Genomic DNA, 21,136 nt, shown 5'->3' with positions numbered 1-21,136 from the left:
GCTCAACCAAAAAGCGGAGCCAGGATATCCTCCACCGCGGGAGAGAGAAGGCCGGGATACATCCCTAAAATCACCACAGACGCGGTGAGGAAGCAGAGGGTGATCCACATGAGCCAGGTATCCTGCTGTTTGACGATCTGGCTCCGGTCAAAGCCCTTGCCGGGGAAAAAGGCCGAGGTAATGATGGGAAGCAGATAGCAGGCGGTAAGCAGAGCGGAGAGCATCAGAACCCCGATGCCCACATAGGACACCGGCCCCAGACCGGCCTCCAGCGCCCCACGGGCCAGCATCCACTTGGCCACGAAGCCCCCTGTGGGCGGAATCCCGATCAGGGAGAGAGAGGCCAGCGCAAAGCACCACATAGTGATGCCATACACCGTGCCCACACCGCGCATCTGAGAAACCTGGGTCAGGTGTGTTTTATAGATGATGGCGCCTGTGGCCATGAACAGGGCATTCTTTCCAATGGCGTGGAACACCACCTGGAAGAGCGCGCCTTCCAATGCGGCAGGGGTCAGCAGCATCAGGCCGAAAATCACATAGGACACTTGGCTGACCGTTGAGTAGGCCAGCCTTTTTTTCAGTGTGTCCTCCCGCAGGGCCAGGGTGGAGCCCATGAGCACCGTGACCAGAGACAGGATCAGCACCGTTCTCTGCACCCAAGTTCCGCTGAGAAAATCCCATCCATATAGATAGTAAACCACCCGGATTATGGCAAAGACGCCCATCTTAGTGATAAGGCCGGACAGGACCGCGGAGGCGGGGGCAGGTGCTACCGGGTGGGCGATGGGCAGCCATGCGTGGAGCGGGAACATTCCCGCCTTACAGCCAAACCCCACTGCCATGACCAGGAATACGCACAGGAGCCACTGGCGGTCCCCAGTGGCTAAGGAGCTGTTCAACACGCCGCCTGGTGTAAACAGGTCTGTGGTACAGTAACCCTGGAGCACGAAAAGTCCCAGCAGCCCAAGCCCTGCCCCGGCCACAGAAAAGGCCAAGTAGCGATAGGCGGCCTCAAATGCCTTCTTGGTGCCGATGTGCAGGACCAGAGGGACGGAACACAACGTCATCAGCTCATAAAACAGGTAGAGCGTGACTAAGTTGCCCGCAAAGCAAATGCCCATCAGAGCGCCCAGCGTCATGAGGTAAAATCCAAAAAACCGCTCCCGGTGGCCCTCATGATTCATATACTCATAGGCGAAAAAGGCCACTGCGAACCAGATGATACAGATCAAGGCGGCAAAAAAACGCCCCAGAGCGTCCCCCTGCAGGACGATGCGGAGCCCTGGGGCTAAATGCAGCATGGTATAGGGTGGTGTATCATAAATGGCCGCAGGCAAGACCAGAAGGATCTGAAGGATCAGGATGGTGGAAACGACGGTACGTCGCGCCCCAAGGGTATGGATGCGGGCCGCCATCAGGCCGCCGAATATGGGAAACAGCACAGGCAGCACCAGCCAGTTTCCATACAGCATTTCCATCCTGTCACCTTCTTTCTCTTCAAATGGTCAATCAAAACAGCGCGAGTCCTGTATGGATCAGAGCAAGGATCGGTCCTACCCCCACGCCCAGCACCAGGTTGAACGCCACGAAGCAGAGGGTAGCCCAGCGGTGGGCCGATGCCTCTTTTGCGGACAGGAAAGTACCTCTTTCCCCGTCCCTCCTGCCCCAGATGACCAAAATAGCGGGGATATAATACATGGCGTTGAGGACGGAGCTGACAGCCAGGCTGAACAGAGTCGGCATCGTCTGCCACTCTCCCGCCAGTGCCGCCACAGCCAGACTATATTTGGATGAGAAGCCGGCCAGCAGCGGTAGGCCGCACAGAGACAGGCCGCCCACGGTAAACCCGATGCCGGCCACTGGAGCCCGCCAGGCCATACCCCGCAGGTCACTCCAGTAGTGTCCTCCCTCCCCGGCCCGTATCAGGGCCCCGGCACCCACAAATATCATGGGCTTTGTAAAGGCGTGGGTCAGCAGTTGGAAGCAGGCCGCGGCGGTCCCCGCCCGGCTGCCCAGCCCCAGGGCAAGAAAGATATAGGATATCTGGGCCGAGGAGGAGTAGGCGATCATTCTCTTTACCTCCTCCTGCCGCAAAGCAGCCACAGAAGCGAACAGCATACCAGCTACGCCCAAAAGGAAAAGCAGGTCATGGAGGTACATTTCAATCAGTACACTGCTGCCAAACACTCGCAGGATCAGCTTTATAATCAATACAATGTAACCCTTCAGCACCAGTCCAGACAAAATGGCGCTGGAGGCGGTCGTCGCACTGGCGTGCGCGTCGGGCAGCCAGGCGTGAAAGGGAAACTGAGCACTTTTAATCGCCAGCCCCAGAGTCATCAGCAGTGCCGAAGCTGTCAGTGGAATCGCATATCTGCCGGTTTGGGCCAACTGTGCTACCGCCCGCCCCAAGTCCTCCATCAGCAGATGTCCGGTGACGCTATACAGCATGGAAATGCCCAGCAGGATCAAGCCGGAACCCAGGCAGCTGAACACCAGATACCGGATGGCCGCCACCACAGAGCGGCCGCTCTCCTTCGCTACCACAGCGATACAGGCGGTGACCGCTGCGATCTCCACAAAGACATAGGCGGTGAAGAGGTCATTGGTATAAACCATGGCCAGCAGAGCCGCATAGAGAAGTTGCATCAACAGGCAATACTGCCCCTGGCGCTCCTCCCGAATGTCCCGGCGGATGTCCTCTGCGCCACCAGTAAGAGAGAGAAACATCACCAAGCTGAAGGCCAGGGCCAGCAATGCCTCCAGAGGACCAGCCCGCAGTTCGTTTCCCCAAGGGGCCGGAAAATGTCCCATCATAAAGGTGAAGCTGTCCCCACTCCACAGGTGGGCCAGCAGAGCCGCCGACAGGGCTGCCACCACGGCCTGGACCACCCGGATCATCCGAAGTGCCTGCTCTCCATTTTTCAGGAACGGAACTGACACCGCACTGAGCAGGGCTAGAAAAATGCTGAAGAAAGGAACGTTATATGTAAAGGGCAAAAGCTTCACCTCCATTCTGTCTCTGATTTATATCTCCCTAATTATGATGTTCTTCTTTGGAACGCATCAGAATGACATCCAGATTCAGGCTGTGATACCTCTTGTACAGCCGACAGGTCAGGGCCAGAAACAGTGCCGTCGTACTCACCGCCACCACGATACCAGTCAGCACCAACCCTCCCGGTACCGGATTGATCCGTACAGCCCGCTCCATCCCCTCCTCCAAAATGGGGGCGCTTCCTCCCTCCACATAGCCCATGGCCGCCAAGAAAAGGAATACTGAGGTATCCATAAGATTGAGTCCGATAATCTTTTTGATTAAATTGGGATGGAGAAATAGCGTGGTGATCCCTATGGCAAATAAGAGGATCGCCGCTATGTAAAACCGCTGCTGTAAAATCAATTCCGCCAAGGCTTACCCCTCCTTTTGTGAAAACAGGGTAAAAAAGGTGTACATCGTACAGGCCACGATGATGCCTACACAGATATTCAGGGGCAGGATGAATCCGGCGCTGAAAATGGCGCCCGGCGTCCCCTTGGGCACCTCCCACCCCAAGTGATTGGCCCCGGTAAAGAAGGAATATCCTTTCATCAGGCCATAGGCTAACAGGCAGGTAACCGTCACCGCCGTGATGCGTCTGGGCGGGAGCAGGCGTTCCATCTCTTCACTCCCCAGGATCATGGAGCAGAGGATCAATCCGCACCCAAGCACAGTCCCTCCGGAAAAGCCTCCGCCGGGACTTAGGTGGCCATTGAGGACCACATAGACGCCAAACATCATCACCGCCGGCAGGATGAGCCGCCCCATCTGAGCCAGTACCGAATCACAAGGCGCAGTCTGGCCGTCCTCCTTCCCAGTCTTACGCAGCAGCAGGACCACACTCATAGCAGCCGCAAAGAGGACCGTAGACTCACCAAAAGTGTCAAATGCCCGGTAATCCAGTATCATTCCGGCTACGGCATTGACCGCGCCTGTTTCTTCCACGCCTTTTTCCAGATATCGCTGAGATACCTCGTTGATCGCCGGGGCTTCCGGGTCCCCAAACCGCGGCATGGAAAGAGCTACCAGCAACAGGGTAAGCATCAGCACCATGGTCACACATACGGACAGAATACGGTAGACACGCACCAACTTTTTCAGTGTGCCTGGCCGGTACCCCCTCTTTCGACCACCCGCTCTGACCGCTCTCTGTTCCACGACGGCATGATGGCCTGGTACCGCAGGCTGAGGGATCCCTTTTGCCGCTCGCTCCCGCATCCGCATCAGCCGGTAGGCACCGAAATCCATGGGCTCGTGGGAGTCAATATATTCTAGATACTCCACGAACTCTGCCCGCTCCGGGTCCTCGGCCTCCTCCGACCCCTGATCCGCTTCTTCCCCCTCTGCCCAGTGGAGAAACCGCTCAAAGCGGCTTTCTTCAGTATGGTCACTCCTCATCCTTGTCCACCCCTTTCAGGGCATTCACCCTTCTCAGGGCCAGGAAGAACAGCAGACTTGTGACACCCGCCCCCACAGCGGCCTCTGTAATGGCCAGGTCGGGGGATTCCAGCAGAAACCACAGGATGGCCATGACCGAGGAATAGGACATAAAGATGATGACCGAGGCCATAAGTCTCTTGGTCATCACTGCGGCCACGGCGCAGAACACCAAGAACAGCAGCAGAATGATCTCCAGTACGATCACAATTCCCGCTCCCCCTCTCCGGTCAGCTGATCTGGTTCGATATCCCGGCCGGTAATCAGTTCCATTCTGGCAATCAGGTGGGAAGAAATGGGATTGGTGGCCCAGAGGACCACCAGCGTTGCAGCCAGCTTAATCCCATGCCCGTTCCAGCCACACAGAAGGATCAGTCCCCCCAGGATTAGCAGCACACCCAGGGTGTCGGTCACCGCTCCCGCGTGGATACGCTCCAAGGCATCCCGGAAGCGGAACAGCCCCAGAATGGAGATGGCTATCACCAGGGTTCCCAGAAGAATCAGCCCCAGGGCAGCTATGGTACGGATAGTCATTTCTTTCCCTCCTTCCGGTTTCGGTGGCGTTCCACGGTAACGCGGCTTAAAACAGCCACCGCCAGCAGATTAAGTAGTCCGTAGAGGATAGCCACATCCACCAAGTATGCCTTTCCCAGCAGATAGGACAAAATACAGATCACAAAGATGACCAACGTGCATATCTCATTGAGGGCTATCACCCGGTCCGTATACCTGGGCCCGCGGATAGCCCGAATCAGGCATAGCAGAATACCCAGCGCCAGCAGGCACAGTACAGCAGTCAGAACTGCCCGCAGCATCGGCGTACACTCAGCCATGGCGCTCCTCCTCCAGCTTTTTCAGTTTCTCCGCAAAGGCAGATTCCTTTAGTCCTGCTCCAAACTCAGGGTCCAGGGCGTAGACACACAGCATATCCGGCCCCATGGACACCGTCACTGTCCCGGGCGTTAAGGTGATAGAATTCGCCAGGGCCAACTTGGCCAGGTCACCCTTTGTCCCAGGCTGAAACCAGATCAATTTTGCCGGAGCTTGTTTCTTCCCAGGGGTCAGGATACGGCCGATGACCTGGATGTTGGACAGCAAAATCTGGCCCATCAGCCACATCAGATAACAAAATACCTCAGGGAGTCTGCGCAGAACGCGCAGTTCTCCCTGAGGCGAAATATGGAGCACCCGATGGGCAAAACAAGTCAGCGCCGCAGAAACTGCCGCACCAACCAATATGATCTCAACGGTCACCTTTCCGTTCAGCAGCAGCCAAAACAGGAACAGCAGCACAAATACCAAACGGTCTTCTCTCCCTCTCATCCCCAGTTCGTTTTCCAAAGAGCCAGCACCCACACTCTCCCTGCGGGCTGTCTTAAATAGTATAACAGATTTGTTTCAAAAACGGAAGAGAAAATATGTCTTGTCCCCATAAATTCCTTTTTTAATTCAAAAAGAAATCGGGCCGCCTATTTCAGCGGCCCGACTGGGCACCTGCGTCTTTTAGACCAGTTCGTGGACGATATCCCGCAGTGTTGTCACCTCTCCTACATTTCCTGGGAAAATAATATAGGACATACCGGGGAATCTGCTCTCCTCTCCAGTCTTCCAAACCGGAACTCCAGGGGCGGCCTGCCCCAGCACCAACGCCTTTTTGACGCCCAGTGCCTGGATACCCACATCGCTGGAGGTGATGCCCCCCTTGGCCACGATAAAGGACGGCCTTTCTCTCAAATCGGACACTACCCCAGTAAGGGCCCGCGAGATACGCACACTCAGCTCCAAATTGGCGTCGGCGCTCTCTTGACTGACCCGGAGGACCTGGCGGCTGGTATAGACTACAGCGGTCCGTCCTGCCCGTATCACCTGCTGGGCCCTGGCCGACACTCTCGCCCGCTCCTCCTCCAGACCACCCGGCTGGAGGGCACTCTCCGCCTGGAAACAGATCTCCTCCAGGCCATCCACACCATCCAGAAGGCATTCCAGCTGCTGGCTCGTCTTTTTCACATGGGAGCCCACCACCACCAGGCCTCCATTCGGGTTATCCCGGTCACGCAGCTCCGCCCGGCCCAGGAGTGGACGATGTTCTACACCGCCCATTACCCGGACCAGTCCGGCGGCACAGCGGTAAAGAAACTGCTTTCCCTGATTCAAGGCCGCCATCAGAGCGGTGACAAAAACCTCTACGTCCAGGTCATCCGCGGCGTTGACCACCACCTTCTGAAACCCGGACACGCCCATCAGCTTCCTGGTGATACCCGGATAATCCAGGTCCCGGAGCTCCTCCAGGGAGATGGATACCATCTCCTCCGCCCGGTATCTGCCCCCGGTTCTCTCCTGGCACCAGTCTTTCAGGTCGGAGGAGGTGTAGGCAAAGGTGGTATCCTTGGCAAATTCCGTCATGCCGGCGGGCACCAGTTGTTCTCCCATCTTCACATAGTGGACATCTCCAATGGTGAGCCGGCCCCCTTCCTGGAAATAGGGCATGATGATCTCGCCGTCATAACAGGTCTCCAGCTCTCTCTCCAGGGTCTGCCGCAATGTCTCCGTTTCCAAGGGATAATGGCCCCGCAGCGTGGAGTCTCCCCGGCTGATTAGGACAAAGGGCTGCCCCGCCTCTCTGGCCGCCCAGGCCAGATTCTTCCCGATCTCCTGGTGGGCGCGCTCTGTTTCTTCCGCGGTAAAGCCCCTGGAGTTGGTCAGAACAAAGAACATGGGCTGTTCCGACCGCAGGCCCTGGAGCAGTGTTTCCCGCTCCCAGTCTGTATAGACATACAGGCCGTGAACCGTCTGGACGCCGGTGGGATCGTCGTCCAGCACCACCATCTTCCGCCGGCACCCTTCTAAGGCCCTCTTTAGCTCCTGGTGGACCTGCTCCTTTGCGGGCAGAGGCCACTGCCGCGCCAGGTCCGCGGGCTCAACTGCGACTTTTCTCTCACTCATATCTATAATATCCTCCTATTTACCTGCTAAAACTTGTGGGAGTCCACTTCAAATCCCGCGCTCCTTTACAGGGCTTCTCGGAGGACATTCCGGTACTTTTCTCCCTCAGCAAGCAGTTGCTCCGCACTCTGGCGCAGCAGGTCTGTCACCGAAGATCCCCCGATCAGACGGGCCAGCTCCTCTCCTCTTCCCGCCCGGTCCAATCGTTCCACATGGGTATACGTCCGGCCATCCTGCTCACCCTTTTGGACAGAGAAATGGGTGTCTGCCATTGCCGCAATCTGGGGCAAGTGGGTGACGCACAGCACCTGCTTTCGTCTGGCTACCTGGGCCATCTTTTCCGCTACCTTTTGGGCCGCCCGCCCGGAAACTCCGGTGTCCACCTCGTCAAAGACCAGACTGCCCACTCCGTCATCCTCCGCCAACACGTTTTTCAGTGCCAGCATGATACGGGCCAGTTCACCACCAGAGGCCACCTTCTGAATCGGCTTCAGCGCCTCTCCCGCGTTGGCGGACATCAGGAACTGAACCTGGTCCAGCCCTGTGGGTCCCATCCCGTCCTCCTCCTGCTGCCCCAGAAATTGAGCCTGGAACTGCACTTTCGGCATATCCAGCTGGCGCAGCTCCTCCTGCACCCGCTGCTGCAGGGACAGGGCCGCCTCTTTTCTGGCATGGGACAGGCGCTCTCCCTTCTCCCTGGCCTGTGCCCGGACCTGGGACAGCTCCTTCTGGAGTCGTGCAATGGTGTCGTCCGCATCTTGGATCTGGTCCAGCTCCTGGCGGCTCCGCTCCAAATAGTCCAACATATCAGCCACTGTGGAGCCATATTTCTTTTTCAGCCGGTAAAGGATGTCCAGCCGACTCTCCAGTCGGTCCAGCTCCTCCGGAGAAAAGTCAAGCTCCCTGCCCTGGTCCCGCAGGCTCTCCAAGGCGTCCTCCGCCGCGGCCCGCAGGGTGGACACCTGGTCCGCCAACGCCCCAATCTGTGGGCTGAGACGGGCCACGCCCCGCAGCTCCCCCTCGGCGTCAGCAATTAGGGCACAGGCCCCTTGGCTATCCTCATCGCCCCCCAGCGCATATTCTGCCGCCTGGAGCGCATCCATCAGCTTGCCGGCACTGCGCATCAAGGTCTTTCGAGCGTCCAGCTCCTCATCCTCACCCGGCTTCAGCCCGGCCCGCTCCAGCTCCTGAATCTGATAAGTCAGCGTGTCCACCCTCCGGCTCCGCTCCGCCTCGTCCATCTCCAGCGAAGCGATCTGCCGCCTTTTCTCACTCATGGCCTGATAGCTACTCTGATAGTCTTCCAAAAGGTCCCCGGTCCTGCCGAAGCAGTCCAAATAGTCCAGGTGGCTATCCGGGTCCAGAAGCTGCTGCCCGTCGTGCTGCCCATGAATATTCAGCAGCTGCCGCCCCAGCTCCCGGAGCTGGGCTACGGTCAAAGGCCGTCCGTCTACCCGGCATACATTCCGGCCGTCCCCCTGAATCTCCCGTTGGAGCAGCAGTTCCTCCCCCTGTGGTGGAAAGCCGTTATCCTCCAGCCATCTGAGCTTGGGGAGGCCAGTAAAAACGGCTGTGACCAGCGCCGACCTGGCCCCGGTGCGGATGAGTTCGCGGCTGGTCCGCTCTCCCAGAACAGCGCCAATTGCGTCGATGACGATGGATTTTCCCGCGCCGGTCTCGCCGGTAAGCACATTGAAGCCGCCATCAAATCGGATATCCGCCGACTCAATGATAGCGATATTCTCAATATGGAGCAGAGAAAGCATGGTATACCCCCTTTCTGTCCACAAATCAAATTACTTCAGCAGCTTGTGAACCTCGCTGTTAAAGGACTGGGCGGCAGCACTGTCGCGCATGATCAAAATGCCTGTGTCATCCCCTGCCAGACTGCCGACGATTCCAGGAATCTCCATATTGTCCAGAGCGGAACAGGCAGCTGAGGCCAGTCCCGGCATCGTCTTGACCACTACGATATTCTGGGCCACATCCACCGAGATGACCCCTTCTTTGAAAATATTGCGCAGCCTGGTGTCAGAAGTAACAGCGCCCTTCCGCTCGCTAGGGGCGTAGCGGTACGCACCTTTTCCGGTCAAAACCTTGACCAGCCGAAGTTCCTTGATGTCCCTGGAGATCGTGGCCTGGGTGGCCGAGATGCCTCGGGACTTCAGCTCCTCCAGCATCTGCTCCTGTGTCTCTATATCCACCGACTGTACGATATTTAATATTTCAGCCTGACGCAAATTTTTCACTTTGTGAATCCTCCCAGCTTCTGGTTAATGACCTGATAAAAGCTCCGGCCAGCCAGTTGGACCAGCTTGGTGCAGTGGGTAGACCGCCGGACTTCCACTCTGTCGCTGCCTGATAGTCGGATTGCTTTGCCTCCATCCACTGACAGGTACAAATGCTTGCGGGTTCCCCGGGGCAGGGTAACGCTCACCGTCCGTTCCGGAGAGAGTACCATCGCACGGGCAGCCAGTTGGTGGGCACACACCGGAGTGATGATGATGCTTCGAGAGGTAGGTTCTACAATGGGGCCTCCGGCGGACATGGAGTAAGCCGTAGACCCCGTTGGGGTGGCCACGATGACGCCGTCCCCCATGATGCTGCTCACCTGGACCTGGTCGGCCCACACCTCCACCTCCGCCACCCGCGCCATGGAGCCCTTGAACACCACAGCGTCGTTCAGCGCCAAGTCCTGGCTGATAATTTTTCCCCCCCGCACTACCTGGACATCCAGCATCATCCGCTCCTCGATAGAAAAGTTTCCCTGGGCCAGCGGAGCCAGCAGAGGGAGCTCGGACCGCTCCAGTTCCGCCATAAAGCCCACGCTGCCCATATTGACCCCCAGAATCGGCACATCGTGAAGCGTGGCGTCCCTGGCCGCATGGAGGATGGTACCGTCTCCTCCGAAGCAGATCAGAAGATCCGCACTGGGCAGCTCCCGCTCCAGAGAGGACAGTGTCAACTGGCGCGGCACATCGACCCGGTCCCCCTTCTTCGGGACGAAGGGCAGGCAGAGCGCCGTCTGGGCACCAGATCGTTCCAAAATGCGCTGTGCCTCCAGCGCGGCCTTCAGACCCCGGTCCCGGTATGGATTTGAGCTGAGGATAACTTTCATTCCCGCCCCTCCTTCCACACGTTGTGAGATCGCTGGACCAGCTCCCACAGGTCCCCCCCATAGGGCACGCCGGCCCCGGCACGCAGATGACCCAGGTACTCGATGTTTCCCTCCGGACCCTTTATAGGCGAAAAGGTAATGTCCTTTACAGTGAAATCCGCATTTTCCGCGTGAATCAAAAACTGGCTCAATACCTCCAGATGGACCTCCGGGTCCCGAACCACGCCTTTCTTCCCAACCTTGTCCTTCCCTGCCTCAAACTGGGGCTTCACCAGGCAGACGCCCTCTCCGCCTGGAGCCATCAGGGGCCGTAGAGCGGGCAGAATCAGATTCAGGGAAATAAAAGACACATCGACTGAGAAAAAATCCAAAGGCTGAGGGATCTGCTCCACTGTCAGGTATCGGGCATTGGTGCGCTCCATGCAGACGACCTTTGGATGAGTCCTGAGCCGCCAGTCCAGCTGGTTATAGCCCACATCCACCGCGAATACCTTAGCCGCCCCGTTTTGGAGCATACAATCGGTAAATCCTCCTGTGGAAGCGCCGATATCAGCACAGACTGCCCCCTCCAGACAAATCGGCCAGCAGGCCATGGCCTTTTCCAGCTTCAGACCGCCCCGGCTCACATAGGGCATCGTCTTGCCCCGGACCTCGATGCGGGCACTCTCACCCACAGGCGCTCCAGCCTTGTCCACCTTCTGTCCATCTACATAGACCTGTCCGGCCATGATGACCGCCTGGGCCTTCTGACGGCTCTCCGCTAACCCCTGCTCTGTCATGGCTACATCCAGTCGCTTTTTATTTGACACAGCCCAGCACCTCCATGGCCCGTCGGGCAATTCCAGGCCCGTCCAAATTCAGATCCCACTTCAGCAGCCGGACTGCCCCGTGGGGCACAAATTCCTGTCCGCAGTCGATCCGATATATCCTGGCCGGGATCTGCTTCTCCTCCAGCGCCGCGGCCAAACGCTGTCCCACGCTGCCACTGGCCACGCAGTCCTCGGCTACCAGCAGGGCTCCAGTCTGACGGACGCAGTCGGCTACAAGCTCAGTCGGGAGAGGGGTAATCTGGTTCAGCTTGACCACCTGGGCCTCGATTCCCTCTTTGGACAGAAGGTCAGCCGCCTCCAGCAGATCGTTAATCTGGATGCCGTAGCCCGCCAGGGTAAGATCTCTCCCCTCCCTTAGCAGTACAGCAGGCCCGCTGCCTGAACTGCCCGTATACATCCCCTCGCCGCCACGTGGATAACGGACAGCTACCGGCCCCTTGATTTCCAGCACGGCCCGCTCCAGCATCTCCTCCAGCTCCTGGAAGCTGGAGGGCGCAAAGACTGTCATCCCCGGGACGCTATCCAGATAGGCCACATCAAAGACGCCATGGTGGGTCTCCCCGTCCTCTCCCACCAGTCCGGCCCGATCCACGCCCAGCACCACATGGAGGTGGTCAATGGCCACATCGTGGATCAGCATATCGTAGGACCGCTGGAGAAAGGTGGAGTACACTCCAAACACGGGTATCGCACCCTCCTTGGCCATTCCGGCTGCCATGGAAACGGCGCAGCCTTCGGCGATCCCAACGTCAAAGAACCGGTCCGGGAAGGCCCTGGCAAATTCCCCCAGGCCGGTGCCCCCCATCATAGCGGCTGTCAGGCCGCATATCTCCGGGTGCTCCCGTCCCATTTGAGTGAGTTTTCTGCCGAACACAGCAGAGAAATTGTCGCCGCCCACCTTTTTCATCAGGCCGGTCATGGGATCAAAGGGCCCAACTCCATGGAAGGCGTCCGGATTCTCCTCAGCGGGCAGATACCCCTTTCCCTTGACGGTCCTCACATGGAGCAGGACCGGCTCATTCAGTTCCCTGGCATATTGAAGAATCCTGGTCAGCTTTGGCAGGTCATGCCCGTCTACCGGACCAAGATAGGTAAATCCCATATTCTCAAACATACTGCACGGCAGAAGGCTCTGCTTCAGCGCCTTCTTGACCCGGTGGGTAAATTGGTATATCCGCTGCCCCACCCAGGTCTTCCCCATGATGCGGCGGTAGTGTTTCTTAAAGGTCAGGTACTGGGGCTTTAACCGCTGTTGAGCCAGATGCTCCGCCACCCCGCCTACGTTGGCGGTAATGGACATCCCATTGTCGTTGAGGATGACCAGCAGCTGCTGGCCGCACTCCCCAGCGTTGGACAGCCCCTCGTAGGCCAATCCGCCTGTCAGGGCCCCGTCACCGATCAGAGCCAGTACCTTATAGTCCTCCTTCATCGCTGTTCTGGCCCGAGCCATACCCAGTGCCACCGCCACCGAGTTGGAGGCATGGCCGGCGATAAAGGCGTCGTGGCCGCTCTCCCCCGGCTTTGGAAAGCCAGCAATACCGCCGTACTGGCGCAGAGTGGACATCGCCTCCCTCCGGCCGGTAATCATCTTGTGAGGATAGCACTGGTGCCCCACGTCGAATACCAGCCGGTCCCGGGCGGTATCAAATACCCGATGGATGGCCACTGTCAGCTCCACCGCACCCAGGTTGGAGGCCAGATGCCCTCCTGTCTTGGATACCTCCTCCACCAATTCCTGGCGCAGTTGAGCACAGAGGGCCTCTCCCTCCCTGTCTGTCAGATCCGCCAACAGCGGTCTGTGCGGACCGTTTTGTTCTCTGTTCAATCCTATGCGACTCCTTCGCTCCCGCGTCCCGGATCTTGTAGACCGGGGCGGCGCTTATTTCCAAAGCAGGGTCAGAAGCCCCACCGAGATACCCAGCAGGGCACCCATCAACACCTGGAACGGCGTGTGCCCCAGTGCCTCCTTCAGCCGGCGGCCCTTCAGGTCAGGAGGGAGGTCCTCCAGGCTGCCGAGCAGCTGGTTGAGTGCCTTGGCCTGCTCGCCAGTGGACCAGCGCACATTGAAAGCGTCATACATCACCACTGCCGCCAGGCCAGCGGCCAGAGCGAACAATGGACTATGCCAGCCGTAGGCGATGCCCATAGACACCGCCAGCGCGCACACAAAGGCCGAATGGGAGCTTGGCATCCCACCGCTGCTAATAAGCGCGCTCAGGCTGGATTTACGCCGGATAGCCAGATCGGTCAACACCTTGATCATCTGGGCAGCGAACCAAGCTGTAATGGCCAGATCCAACATCAAATTCCCAGTGAGGAAGCCCTGATAATGCTCCATGCCTGTCCCCCCTGCTCTTAAATCGCCCTTAGTTGCTTCTCTGGGCCAGATGATCCGCCAACCAGCACAGACAGCCGATGCTGCCGCGCCATCCGCCCCGCTCCAAAGCCTCTTTCGCCAAGCGGGTATGCTCTACCACCTGCTCCCGGCAGCCCTCCACCCCCAGCAGTGTCACATAGGTGGTCTTGCCGTTGGCGCTGTCCGATCCCACCGGCTTACCCAGCTCCTCTGTGGTGGAGGTGGCATCCAGCACATCGTCCCGGATCTGGAAGGCCAGCCCCAGATGGGTGGCATACTCCCTGGCCGCGTCAATACAGCTGTCATCTACCTCTCTATGGCCGGAGCAGGCCAGAACCCCCATGACACAGGCGGCCCGCAGCAGGGCGCCGGTCTTTTTGTCATGGATGGCCGTCAAGTCCTCCAAACTGTGGGGCTGTCCATCCCCAATGGTATCCCAGTACTGGCCGCCGCACATCCCCTGCACGCCTGCCGCCTCGGCCAGCACACCGGCGGCCAGGGCAGGAGCTGCCGCTCCCTCACCTGACCAGGGCCCCTTCGCAAACAGCACAGTACGGAAGGCAGCCGCCTGAAGGGCATCCCCGGCCAAGGTGGCTACACACTCGCCAAATACCTTATGGCAGGTGGGCTTCCCCCGCCGCAGGTCATCGTTGTCCATACAGGGCAGGTCATCGTGGATGAGGGAATAGGTATGGAGCATCTCTACCCCGCAACCAAACTCCAATCCCTCCTCCAGCTCACCGCCGGCTGCCTGACAGAACAGCATGGTCAGGATAGGGCGGATCCGCTTTCCTCCGGCCATGAGGCTATATCGCATGGCCTTTTCCAACCCCTCCCCCTGGAAGCAGGAGGCAAGGTATTCTTCTGTTAGGGCATAGGCCCGGTCCATCTGCTGCTGGTAGTTCATTTTCCCTTACTCCTCCCGTGCGAAAGGCCGCTCCTGTGGCTGTCCGTCCTCACCCGCAATCAGCAGGCTCACCTTCTGCTCCGCCTTGTCCAACTGGGCAGTACACTCCCGCAGCAGTTTAGCTCCCTCTTCAAAGAGGGCCATCGCCTGCTCCAGCGGAGCCTCTCCCCGCTCAAGGAGGGCTACAATCTCCTCCAGCCGAGCCATAGAAGCCTCAAAATCCAATTTCTTATTTCCTGCCATCGGGCACACCTATCCTTTCTTCTACACGGCATTCCAAGCTGCCGTCCGACAGACGCAGGGAGAGCCTGTCACCCGGAGCGGCTCCTTGCGCCGAGGTCAGCACATGGCCATCCTCTCTTTGCGCGATGGCGTATCCACGCCCCAAAACCTTCAGAGGACTCATTGCGTCCAGAGAGGCCGCCAACCTGGCCGCACGCTCCCTCTGTCCGGAAACATTCCTCTCCAGTCCGTGAATCAGACGGCTGCTCTGGTAGTCCAGCAGCAGCCGCTTGTCCCGGAAATAGGAGGCGGGGTCGGTCATAGTCCTGCTCTGAGCCAGGCGGTCCAGCCGCTGCCGGTATCGGGCTAGGCGGTGGAGCAGTCCTCCCTCCAGCCGCTCTTTCCCTCCCATCAGGGTGGAATAGATCTCATTTTGATCGGGTACCGCCAATTCAGCGGCGTTGGAAGGGGTGGCGGCTCTCAAATCGGCCACGAAGTCGGCAATGGTCACATCCGGCTCATGTCCCACGGCAGAAATCACCGGGATCTCCGACTGATAGATAGTCCGGGCCACGATCTCCTCATTGAAGGCCCACAAGTCCTCCATAGAGCCGCCGCCTCGGCCCGTGATAATCAGGTCCGCCACCCGCTTCCAGTTGGCCCACTGGATGGCGGCGGCGATCTCCTCGGCCGCGCCCTCGCCCTGGACACGGACCGGCAGTACCTTCACCTGGGCCATAGGCCAGCGGGTACCCAGGATTCGGAGCATATCCCGGACCGCCGCCCCGGCTGGCGAAGTCACCAGCGCGATGACCTTTGGAAATTTGGGGATTGGCCTCTTATGCTCCTGGTCAAACAGCCCCTCCCGCAGCAGGCGCTCCTTTAACTGTTCAAAGGCCATGGCCAGGTCCCCCGCCCCATCAGGCGTCAGGCGGACACAATACATCTGGTACTGGCCGTCCCGAGGGAATACGGTGATACGGCCAGCGGCAACCACCTGCATCCCGTTCTCCGGCCGGAAGCGAAGAGACTGGGCGTCGCCGCGGAACATAACACAGCGCAGGGCGCCCTCACTGTCCTTCAGGGTGAAGTAGTGGTGTCCCGAAGGATACATCTTGTAGTTGGACAGTTCTCCCCGGACCAGAAGCGAGGACAGGAGCCGGTCCCGGTCCATAAGGTTTTTCAGATATCCGCCTACCTGGCTGGGGGTCAGGACGGTACGCTCTCCCGTCATACCTGTCCCCCCTCTCTCCAAGCCCGCCAGGTAAGGATCGCTGTCCCCATAGCGTTGTCTGTGGCAAACTGGGGCTGGGCAAAGATGGCCTGACAGAACTCTGTGAGCACATGGCGCAAATGGCGGTTGGAGGCCACACCGCCGGAGCACAGGACAGGCAGTCCGGGATACTGGTCCTGGGCTGCTACTGTGGCCCGGTGAACCACATCACACACAGTATTCAGCGCGAACCGGGCGATGTCGGCCGGTTTCTCCCCCCGCTCCAGCAGCTTTTTCACCTGATTTTCCATTCCGGACAGGGAGAAGTGGAGACCGTCCAGCTTCACCCGGTAGCCCGGACCGGCATCCGTTTGTCTGTATAATTCGTCCAGTGCCTTCCCTGCCGGGAAGTTCAGGCCCAGCAGCACACCAGTACGGTCGATCAGTTGTCCAGCAGAGATATCGGTGGTACCGCCGATGATCTCCCCTTTGACCGAGCAGCCCTGCGGCTCCACCCGCAGCAGCTCCGTAGTTCCGCCCGACAGGTGCCAAGCCAGAAAAGGGCCATCCAGCAGATCCAGCCGTCCGGCGGACCAGGCGGCGGCAGCCAGATGCCCCTGTTGATGGGAATGGGCAAAAAATGGGACGCCCAGAGTGTGGGCTAAACCCCTCCCCTGAGAACTCCCAGCCAGAAAGCATGGCATATAGGAGCCCTCCGCCTCTCTAGGGCGGGTGCTGGCTCCTACCGCGGCAATCCCATCTAACAGGCCCTGCCGCTCCAACTGCTCAAACAGTCCAGGCAGCTCCCGCACATGTTGGAACAGGGCGTCACTCTGCCTCAGGCCAAGCTCCCCCGGTCTGACTTCCAGCAGCTTGCTCCTGTTGCAGCCAGTCTGACCGTCAAACACAGCCACTGAGGTGGTATAATTGCTGGTATCCAGCGCAAGGACCGCCATTTCAGTCCTCCGCCTTGTCGTCCGCTCTGGCCGCTTTTTCCGGCTTTGGCGGGGTGTCGGCAAACTCTGCCCGGACAAACGAGCCTAAGATCCCATTGATAAAGGCTACCACGTCCTGAGACTCATAGCTCTTGGCAATCTCCACCGCCTCATTAATGGCAGCGGCGTTGGGAATCTCCTCCATATACAGGACCTCATACATAGCGGTACGCATAATAGCTGCCGCCATACGGGGGATACGGGAAAAGGACCAGCCCACGGCATAGCGGCTGATATAGTCGTCCAGCTCCGGACCATGGGCAAAGACCCCCCGGACCAGGTCCCGTATGTACTGGGCCTGCTTCTCATTGGGGAACTGGGAATACAGGGGCATATCCTCCGCCAGCTCCTGAAATCTCTCCTGGGTCAGTTGGGTGTCGAGGACCTCATCCGCACTCAAATTTCCAAATCCCAGAGAAAATATCATCTGTACCGCGATTTCGCGGGCGTTGCTTCTCGTCATCGTTTTGTATCCTCCCACAGGCCGTAATGTGGCCATAATAAGGTAGCTATATTATATACATGAATATACAAAAAAGGAAGCCCCAATTTTGTCTGTTCAGCATCTGCCTATGGTGCCCGCCATTTCCTTGGAACAAATAAAAAAGACGGCCCGCAGGCCGTCTTCTCAGTCATAAAATTTGTGGCCGCCTATCACGGCGATGCAGTTGCGGTTTCGAGAGGCCCAGCTACCCACGCTAGAATCAAAATACAGGGCTCCTCTGGTCTCCTCCACCACCCCGCCATCCAGCACCAGTTTGGCAGCGATGACACTGGATTCATTTGGGGTACGCTTGGCCAGGCTTCCGGATTGATAGGTAGAAAACTGGTTTTTCTGTGCCAGCACCCCTTCGATGGTGTTGGGATAGATAGGACTGGCCACTCGGTTGAGCACCACATTTCCCACAGCCATCTGGCCCTCCAGAGGCTGGTTGCCACTCTCGGCATAGATCAGGCGTGAGAGCCAGAACAGATCGTTCTGATCATAGTAGCTTTCGCCGGACTGGATCGCCCCACTGCCCCGTGTAACAGTCACGGTCCCGGTAGCACTGTCCCAGCCCACCTTGGCGTCAAAGGCCTCGGCCACCGCCCAGAGCGGGACCGTGAGCCGGCCCTCCACCACCTGTGCGGACTCTGGCAGATAGAGATAACGGCCATTGGCCACCATATACAGTTGACCGACCTTGGCGGTCACATTCAAATTGGCGGTAGTCACAGTGGCCACACCGGTCCCGCTATCCCACTGGACCTGAGCCGTGTCATCTAGAGCCTTAGCCATACCAGCCAGAGACACATAGGTGATACCGTCCTTCTGCATCCGGGCCACGTCGCTAGGCGCTGGCACTCCGTCAATCAGGAGCTTACTATCTGTATTCTCGGCCAACTCGATCAGGCTGGCCCCGGCGGCCCCGTGGACCGCCTCATCACTTACCTTATCAGTTTCAAGCGTTACACCACTATTGGTGGGAACGCTCCCCTCCTCTGCCACGATGGTCACAGTCTGCTCTGGAACAGAGCTGGCACCCATCAGGAGGAGCAAGGCAAAGGCGCACAGCGTCACGGAAAACAGCTTGCGTATCATTGTCTTCACTCCTTTCGATACGGTTTTGTCATAATTATGACAACCAAAAGCAACCGCTTGTTACTTTTGTTACCATATTGTAACCAATTCAAAGGAGCGGCGCAAGGGCAAAATTGCCCAGACTTCCAGCTTCAATCTTGTGTATTTTGTCTGTATTGTTTAGTAATATCGCGGTTTTTTATCCTTTTTTACATTTTTATACCAGCTTCTGCTTTTTCGTCCAACTTCTTCATCTGGAAAAAGCTCGGGCCGCCCAGAGGGCGGTCCGAGCCAGTTAGACTAGATATCAGGTTGAAGGCGCTGGCATCCTCTCTTATCACTGGTGTGGCAGACAGTACAAGTAATAAGGGAAGGAAACATCCCGTCCCTCACTTCAGCTCTGTCTTCTCCAGGTCCAGCTTGCTTAAAGCTCCCCTGTCCCCTACCAGCACTACATTAGGATGCAGTTGGAGCACCGAGGCCGGGACCTGAGGCACCACAGGCCCCTGGAAGGCAGCCCGCACAATATCCGCCTTGGCGGCTCCATTGACCACCAGCAGGATGCTCCTGGCGTTCATAATGGTGCCGATACCCATGGTGAGGGCCTGCCGGGGCACATCGGCTTCGCTGGCAAAAAATCGCTTATTCGCCTCGATTGTACTGGCGGCGAGGTCTACCAGGTGGGTCCCCACGGGATAGCAGTCCGCGGGCTCATTAAAGCCAATATGCCCATTATGGCCCAGGCCCAGCAGTTGAAGGTCAATCCCCCCCAGCGCCCGGATCATATGGTCATATCCGGCCCCCTCTTTCTCAGGGTCCCCGGCCAGCCCGTTGGGTACATGGGTATTCTCCGCCTTAATGTCCACATGGTCGAACAGGTTTTTCTGCATAAAATAGCGGTAGCTCTGGTCGTGCTCCGGGGCCAGGCCATAATACTCATCCAGGTTGGCCGTCTTTACCTCGGCAAAGGACAACTCCCCATCCTGATACCACCGTACCAGTTGCTCATAGGCACCGACCGGCGTGGACCCGGTGGCCAGACCCAGGACACAGTCCGGCTTTAGCTGGATCTGGGCGGCTATTATACTGGCCGCCTTGCGGCTCATAGACGAATAGTCGGCGCACTGATAAATCCTCATAAATAACTCCTCCATTTCAAATGGGCTGCTCCAAGCCCCATATATCATCTGTCCTCTTTAGGGCAGATAGGACCTTATCTCACAGCAGTTTTATCATACCATTACCATCGCTGTTTTTCAATCCATATCAATCGAAAAAACAGCGTTCTCACAGGTTAGCAGACCGGCTGATTTTCGGGCAGGAAATAAAAATTGTCCCCATTTAAAGCAAGGAGTAGCAACGTGAGCGGGCGGATGACGTCTTTTTTACCCTAGGCATAATGCACATAACCACCAGCTTCGATGGTGGTTGTCACTATGCAGGCATAGCCCTCTGTTCCTCGCGGACGCGTGCAACGCGTAATACGGTCTGCCATCTGCGTGAGGACTGTTACTTGCCGCCCGTAAACGGGCTGCTACATGGGATTCTCAGTTGCTCTCCCATCCCGTCCTCTTTTAGCTGATTCTTCATGTACTCTGCAATTCGGCTCTCATTTTTCCCTACTGTATCCACATAGTACCATCCTCTGCACCAAAATTCTCGGTTCCGGTACTTGTATTTCAACTCGCCGAATTGCTCATACAGCATTGTGCTGCTCTTCTCTTTCAGATACTCCATAAATACGATACGCCAAACTTTACAAAGGGCGAAAACAGACCGTGAAACGGGCTGCCAACAACAAACGGCGGTATGCTCCCGAGGGCAGCATACCGCCTGTTTTGTTGTCCGGAGTTTCCAAAGGGGCTTGCCCCTTGGCACACGACTCTTCTTGCAAAGTGTAGTGTGTTATACGCTCTGTCGGCGTTGCCGTGAAAATGCCGTTGCCGCCGGGGAGGGCAAAGGCGTTTGAAGCGGCAGGAAAACAGGGCTGTGATTACGTGGCGTGAAGCTGCAAGCGCAGGACTGGTTTTATCAGCAGACAGGGCGTAATATGGAAGCTCTCGTCCCTCGTCTACTATCTGTCAATTATATATCGTACATCCGGAAAAGCGACGTAAGATTTGTATTACACTAAATATCCTCTCTCTAATCCAAATTTAATGCCGCCTTCCCAGTCAGATGTCAAGTGGTTCCTTACAGTTTCAAATAGATGTTGGAGTTTTTAGTAAAGATGTATTCTGACCTTCGCATGTGTGAGTAGGCAAAGGAAATGGTTGGTTCAACTTAGATTTGCTGGCTACTACCACCAATCTTTTTCTTATTTGAGGAACTCCAAATGAAGTTGCTTCCAAAATGTCATAGTCAACATGATATCCAATCATTTCTAGCTCTGATACAATTATATCAATAACCTTGTCACCATTTTCGGTTTTTGCTTTAAGCAGATTTGGCACATTTTCTATTACAATACATTTCGGAGAAAATAATTTACCAAAACGTATCATTTCTGTA

Annotated in this window: 22 protein-coding genes and 2 pseudogenes; all 24 read right to left on the bottom strand. The window is 57.5% G+C overall.

Going from position 1 to position 21,136, the window contains the following annotated elements; all coding sequences use genetic code 11:
* Window positions 1-2: 2 nt before the first annotated feature.
* Window positions 3-1,481 (bottom strand): complex I subunit 5 family protein, encoded by a 1,479-nt coding sequence (locus tag H8S11_RS05680; RefSeq protein WP_243200951.1) that lies wholly within the window; start codon window positions 1,479-1,481, stop codon window positions 3-5.
* A 31-nt stretch (window positions 1,482-1,512) separates the two neighbouring features.
* Window positions 1,513-3,012: a complex I subunit 5 family protein gene (locus H8S11_RS05675; protein WP_436233172.1), complete on the bottom strand. Its 1,500-nt coding sequence runs from the start codon at window positions 3,010-3,012 to the stop codon at window positions 1,513-1,515.
* 28 nt (window positions 3,013-3,040) lie between these two features.
* Complete coding sequence (locus tag H8S11_RS05670; protein ID WP_147572217.1) at window positions 3,041-3,415, bottom strand: sodium:proton antiporter; 375 nt, start codon at window positions 3,413-3,415, stop codon at window positions 3,041-3,043.
* Window positions 3,416-3,418: 3 nt separating this feature from the next.
* Window positions 3,419-4,441 (bottom strand): hydrogen gas-evolving membrane-bound hydrogenase subunit E, encoded by a 1,023-nt coding sequence (gene mbhE, locus H8S11_RS05665; RefSeq protein ID WP_186852497.1) that lies wholly within the window; start codon window positions 4,439-4,441, stop codon window positions 3,419-3,421.
* The gene (locus H8S11_RS05660) at window positions 4,431-4,688 is read right to left on the bottom strand and encodes a hydrogenase subunit MbhD domain-containing protein (RefSeq protein WP_147572215.1); all 258 of its coding nucleotides are present in this window, start codon (window positions 4,686-4,688) and stop codon (window positions 4,431-4,433) included. The genes mbhE and H8S11_RS05660 overlap by 11 nt, the downstream gene beginning before the upstream one ends.
* Window positions 4,685-5,014: a cation:proton antiporter gene (locus H8S11_RS05655; protein WP_186852496.1), complete on the bottom strand. Its 330-nt coding sequence runs from the start codon at window positions 5,012-5,014 to the stop codon at window positions 4,685-4,687. Before H8S11_RS05655 ends, H8S11_RS05660 begins: the two co-directional genes overlap by 4 nt.
* The gene (locus H8S11_RS05650; RefSeq protein WP_147572213.1) at window positions 5,011-5,313 is read right to left on the bottom strand and encodes an MrpF/PhaF family protein; all 303 of its coding nucleotides are present in this window, start codon (window positions 5,311-5,313) and stop codon (window positions 5,011-5,013) included. The genes H8S11_RS05655 and H8S11_RS05650 overlap by 4 nt, the downstream gene beginning before the upstream one ends.
* On the bottom strand, window positions 5,306-5,803 hold the full coding sequence (locus H8S11_RS05645) for a Na+/H+ antiporter subunit E (protein WP_186852495.1): 498 nt from the start codon (window positions 5,801-5,803) through the stop codon (window positions 5,306-5,308). The genes H8S11_RS05650 and H8S11_RS05645 overlap by 8 nt, the downstream gene beginning before the upstream one ends.
* A gap of 180 nt (window positions 5,804-5,983) precedes the next feature.
* On the bottom strand, window positions 5,984-7,423 hold the full coding sequence (locus H8S11_RS05640) for a four-carbon acid sugar kinase family protein (protein ID WP_186852494.1): 1,440 nt from the start codon (window positions 7,421-7,423) through the stop codon (window positions 5,984-5,986).
* A 65-nt stretch (window positions 7,424-7,488) separates the two neighbouring features.
* Complete coding sequence (recN, locus tag H8S11_RS05635) at window positions 7,489-9,189, bottom strand: DNA repair protein RecN (RefSeq protein ID WP_186852493.1); 1,701 nt, start codon at window positions 9,187-9,189, stop codon at window positions 7,489-7,491.
* Between the two features lie 30 nt (window positions 9,190-9,219).
* Window positions 9,220-9,672, bottom strand: coding sequence for an arginine repressor (locus H8S11_RS05630; RefSeq protein ID WP_147572209.1), 453 nt, complete (start codon window positions 9,670-9,672; stop codon window positions 9,220-9,222).
* Entirely contained in the window at window positions 9,669-10,541 is an 873-nt protein-coding gene (locus tag H8S11_RS05625; protein ID WP_147572208.1) for an NAD(+)/NADH kinase, read from the bottom strand. The genes H8S11_RS05630 and H8S11_RS05625 overlap by 4 nt, the downstream gene beginning before the upstream one ends.
* The gene (locus tag H8S11_RS05620; protein ID WP_340405665.1) at window positions 10,538-11,350 is read right to left on the bottom strand and encodes a TlyA family RNA methyltransferase; all 813 of its coding nucleotides are present in this window, start codon (window positions 11,348-11,350) and stop codon (window positions 10,538-10,540) included. The genes H8S11_RS05625 and H8S11_RS05620 overlap by 4 nt, the downstream gene beginning before the upstream one ends.
* Window positions 11,340-13,196, bottom strand: a complete 1,857-nt coding sequence (gene dxs, locus H8S11_RS05615; RefSeq protein WP_186852492.1) for a 1-deoxy-D-xylulose-5-phosphate synthase — start codon at window positions 13,194-13,196, stop codon at window positions 11,340-11,342. Before dxs ends, H8S11_RS05620 begins: the two co-directional genes overlap by 11 nt.
* 54 nt (window positions 13,197-13,250) lie before the next feature.
* Window positions 13,251-13,709: a divergent PAP2 family protein gene (locus H8S11_RS05610; RefSeq protein WP_186852491.1), complete on the bottom strand. Its 459-nt coding sequence runs from the start codon at window positions 13,707-13,709 to the stop codon at window positions 13,251-13,253.
* A gap of 28 nt (window positions 13,710-13,737) precedes the next feature.
* A complete protein-coding gene (locus H8S11_RS05605; RefSeq protein WP_186852490.1) occupies window positions 13,738-14,634 on the bottom strand; it encodes a polyprenyl synthetase family protein in 897 nt (298 codons plus the stop codon).
* 6 nt (window positions 14,635-14,640) lie between these two features.
* Window positions 14,641-14,859 (bottom strand): exodeoxyribonuclease VII small subunit, encoded by a 219-nt coding sequence (xseB, locus tag H8S11_RS05600; protein WP_340405663.1) that lies wholly within the window; start codon window positions 14,857-14,859, stop codon window positions 14,641-14,643.
* 4 nt (window positions 14,860-14,863) lie between these two features.
* A complete protein-coding gene (gene xseA / locus H8S11_RS05595) occupies window positions 14,864-16,090 on the bottom strand; it encodes an exodeoxyribonuclease VII large subunit (protein WP_186852489.1) in 1,227 nt (408 codons plus the stop codon).
* Window positions 16,087-17,025, bottom strand: coding sequence for a Kae1-like domain-containing protein (locus H8S11_RS05590; protein ID WP_186852488.1), 939 nt, complete (start codon window positions 17,023-17,025; stop codon window positions 16,087-16,089). The genes xseA and H8S11_RS05590 overlap by 4 nt, the downstream gene beginning before the upstream one ends.
* A 1-nt stretch (window position 17,026) precedes the next feature.
* Window positions 17,027-17,527 carry a transcription antitermination factor NusB gene (gene nusB, locus H8S11_RS05585; protein ID WP_147572201.1) on the bottom strand — a complete coding sequence of 167 codons (501 nt, stop codon included), beginning with the start codon at window positions 17,525-17,527 and terminating at the stop codon, window positions 17,027-17,029.
* Between the two features lie 165 nt (window positions 17,528-17,692).
* The gene (locus H8S11_RS05580; protein ID WP_186852487.1) at window positions 17,693-18,646 is read right to left on the bottom strand and encodes a cell wall hydrolase; all 954 of its coding nucleotides are present in this window, start codon (window positions 18,644-18,646) and stop codon (window positions 17,693-17,695) included.
* Window positions 18,647-19,014: 368 nt separating this feature from the next.
* Entirely contained in the window at window positions 19,015-19,764 is a 750-nt protein-coding gene (nagB, locus tag H8S11_RS05575; protein WP_186852486.1) for a glucosamine-6-phosphate deaminase, read from the bottom strand.
* A 370-nt stretch (window positions 19,765-20,134) separates the two neighbouring features.
* A pseudogene (locus H8S11_RS05570) lies at window positions 20,135-20,365 on the bottom strand (transposase); the annotation flags it as partial.
* 461 nt (window positions 20,366-20,826) lie between these two features.
* Window positions 20,827-21,135: pseudogene (locus H8S11_RS05565) on the bottom strand (DNA cytosine methyltransferase); the annotation flags it as partial.
* Window position 21,136 lies beyond the last annotated feature (1 nt).

This window comes from Flintibacter hominis (assembly GCF_014287965.1).
In the GTDB taxonomy this organism is placed as follows: domain Bacteria; phylum Bacillota; class Clostridia; order Oscillospirales; family Oscillospiraceae; genus Lawsonibacter; species Lawsonibacter aceti.
Note: the sequence above shows the minus strand (reverse complement) of the source record. Positions and strands in the feature narration are given on the sequence as shown.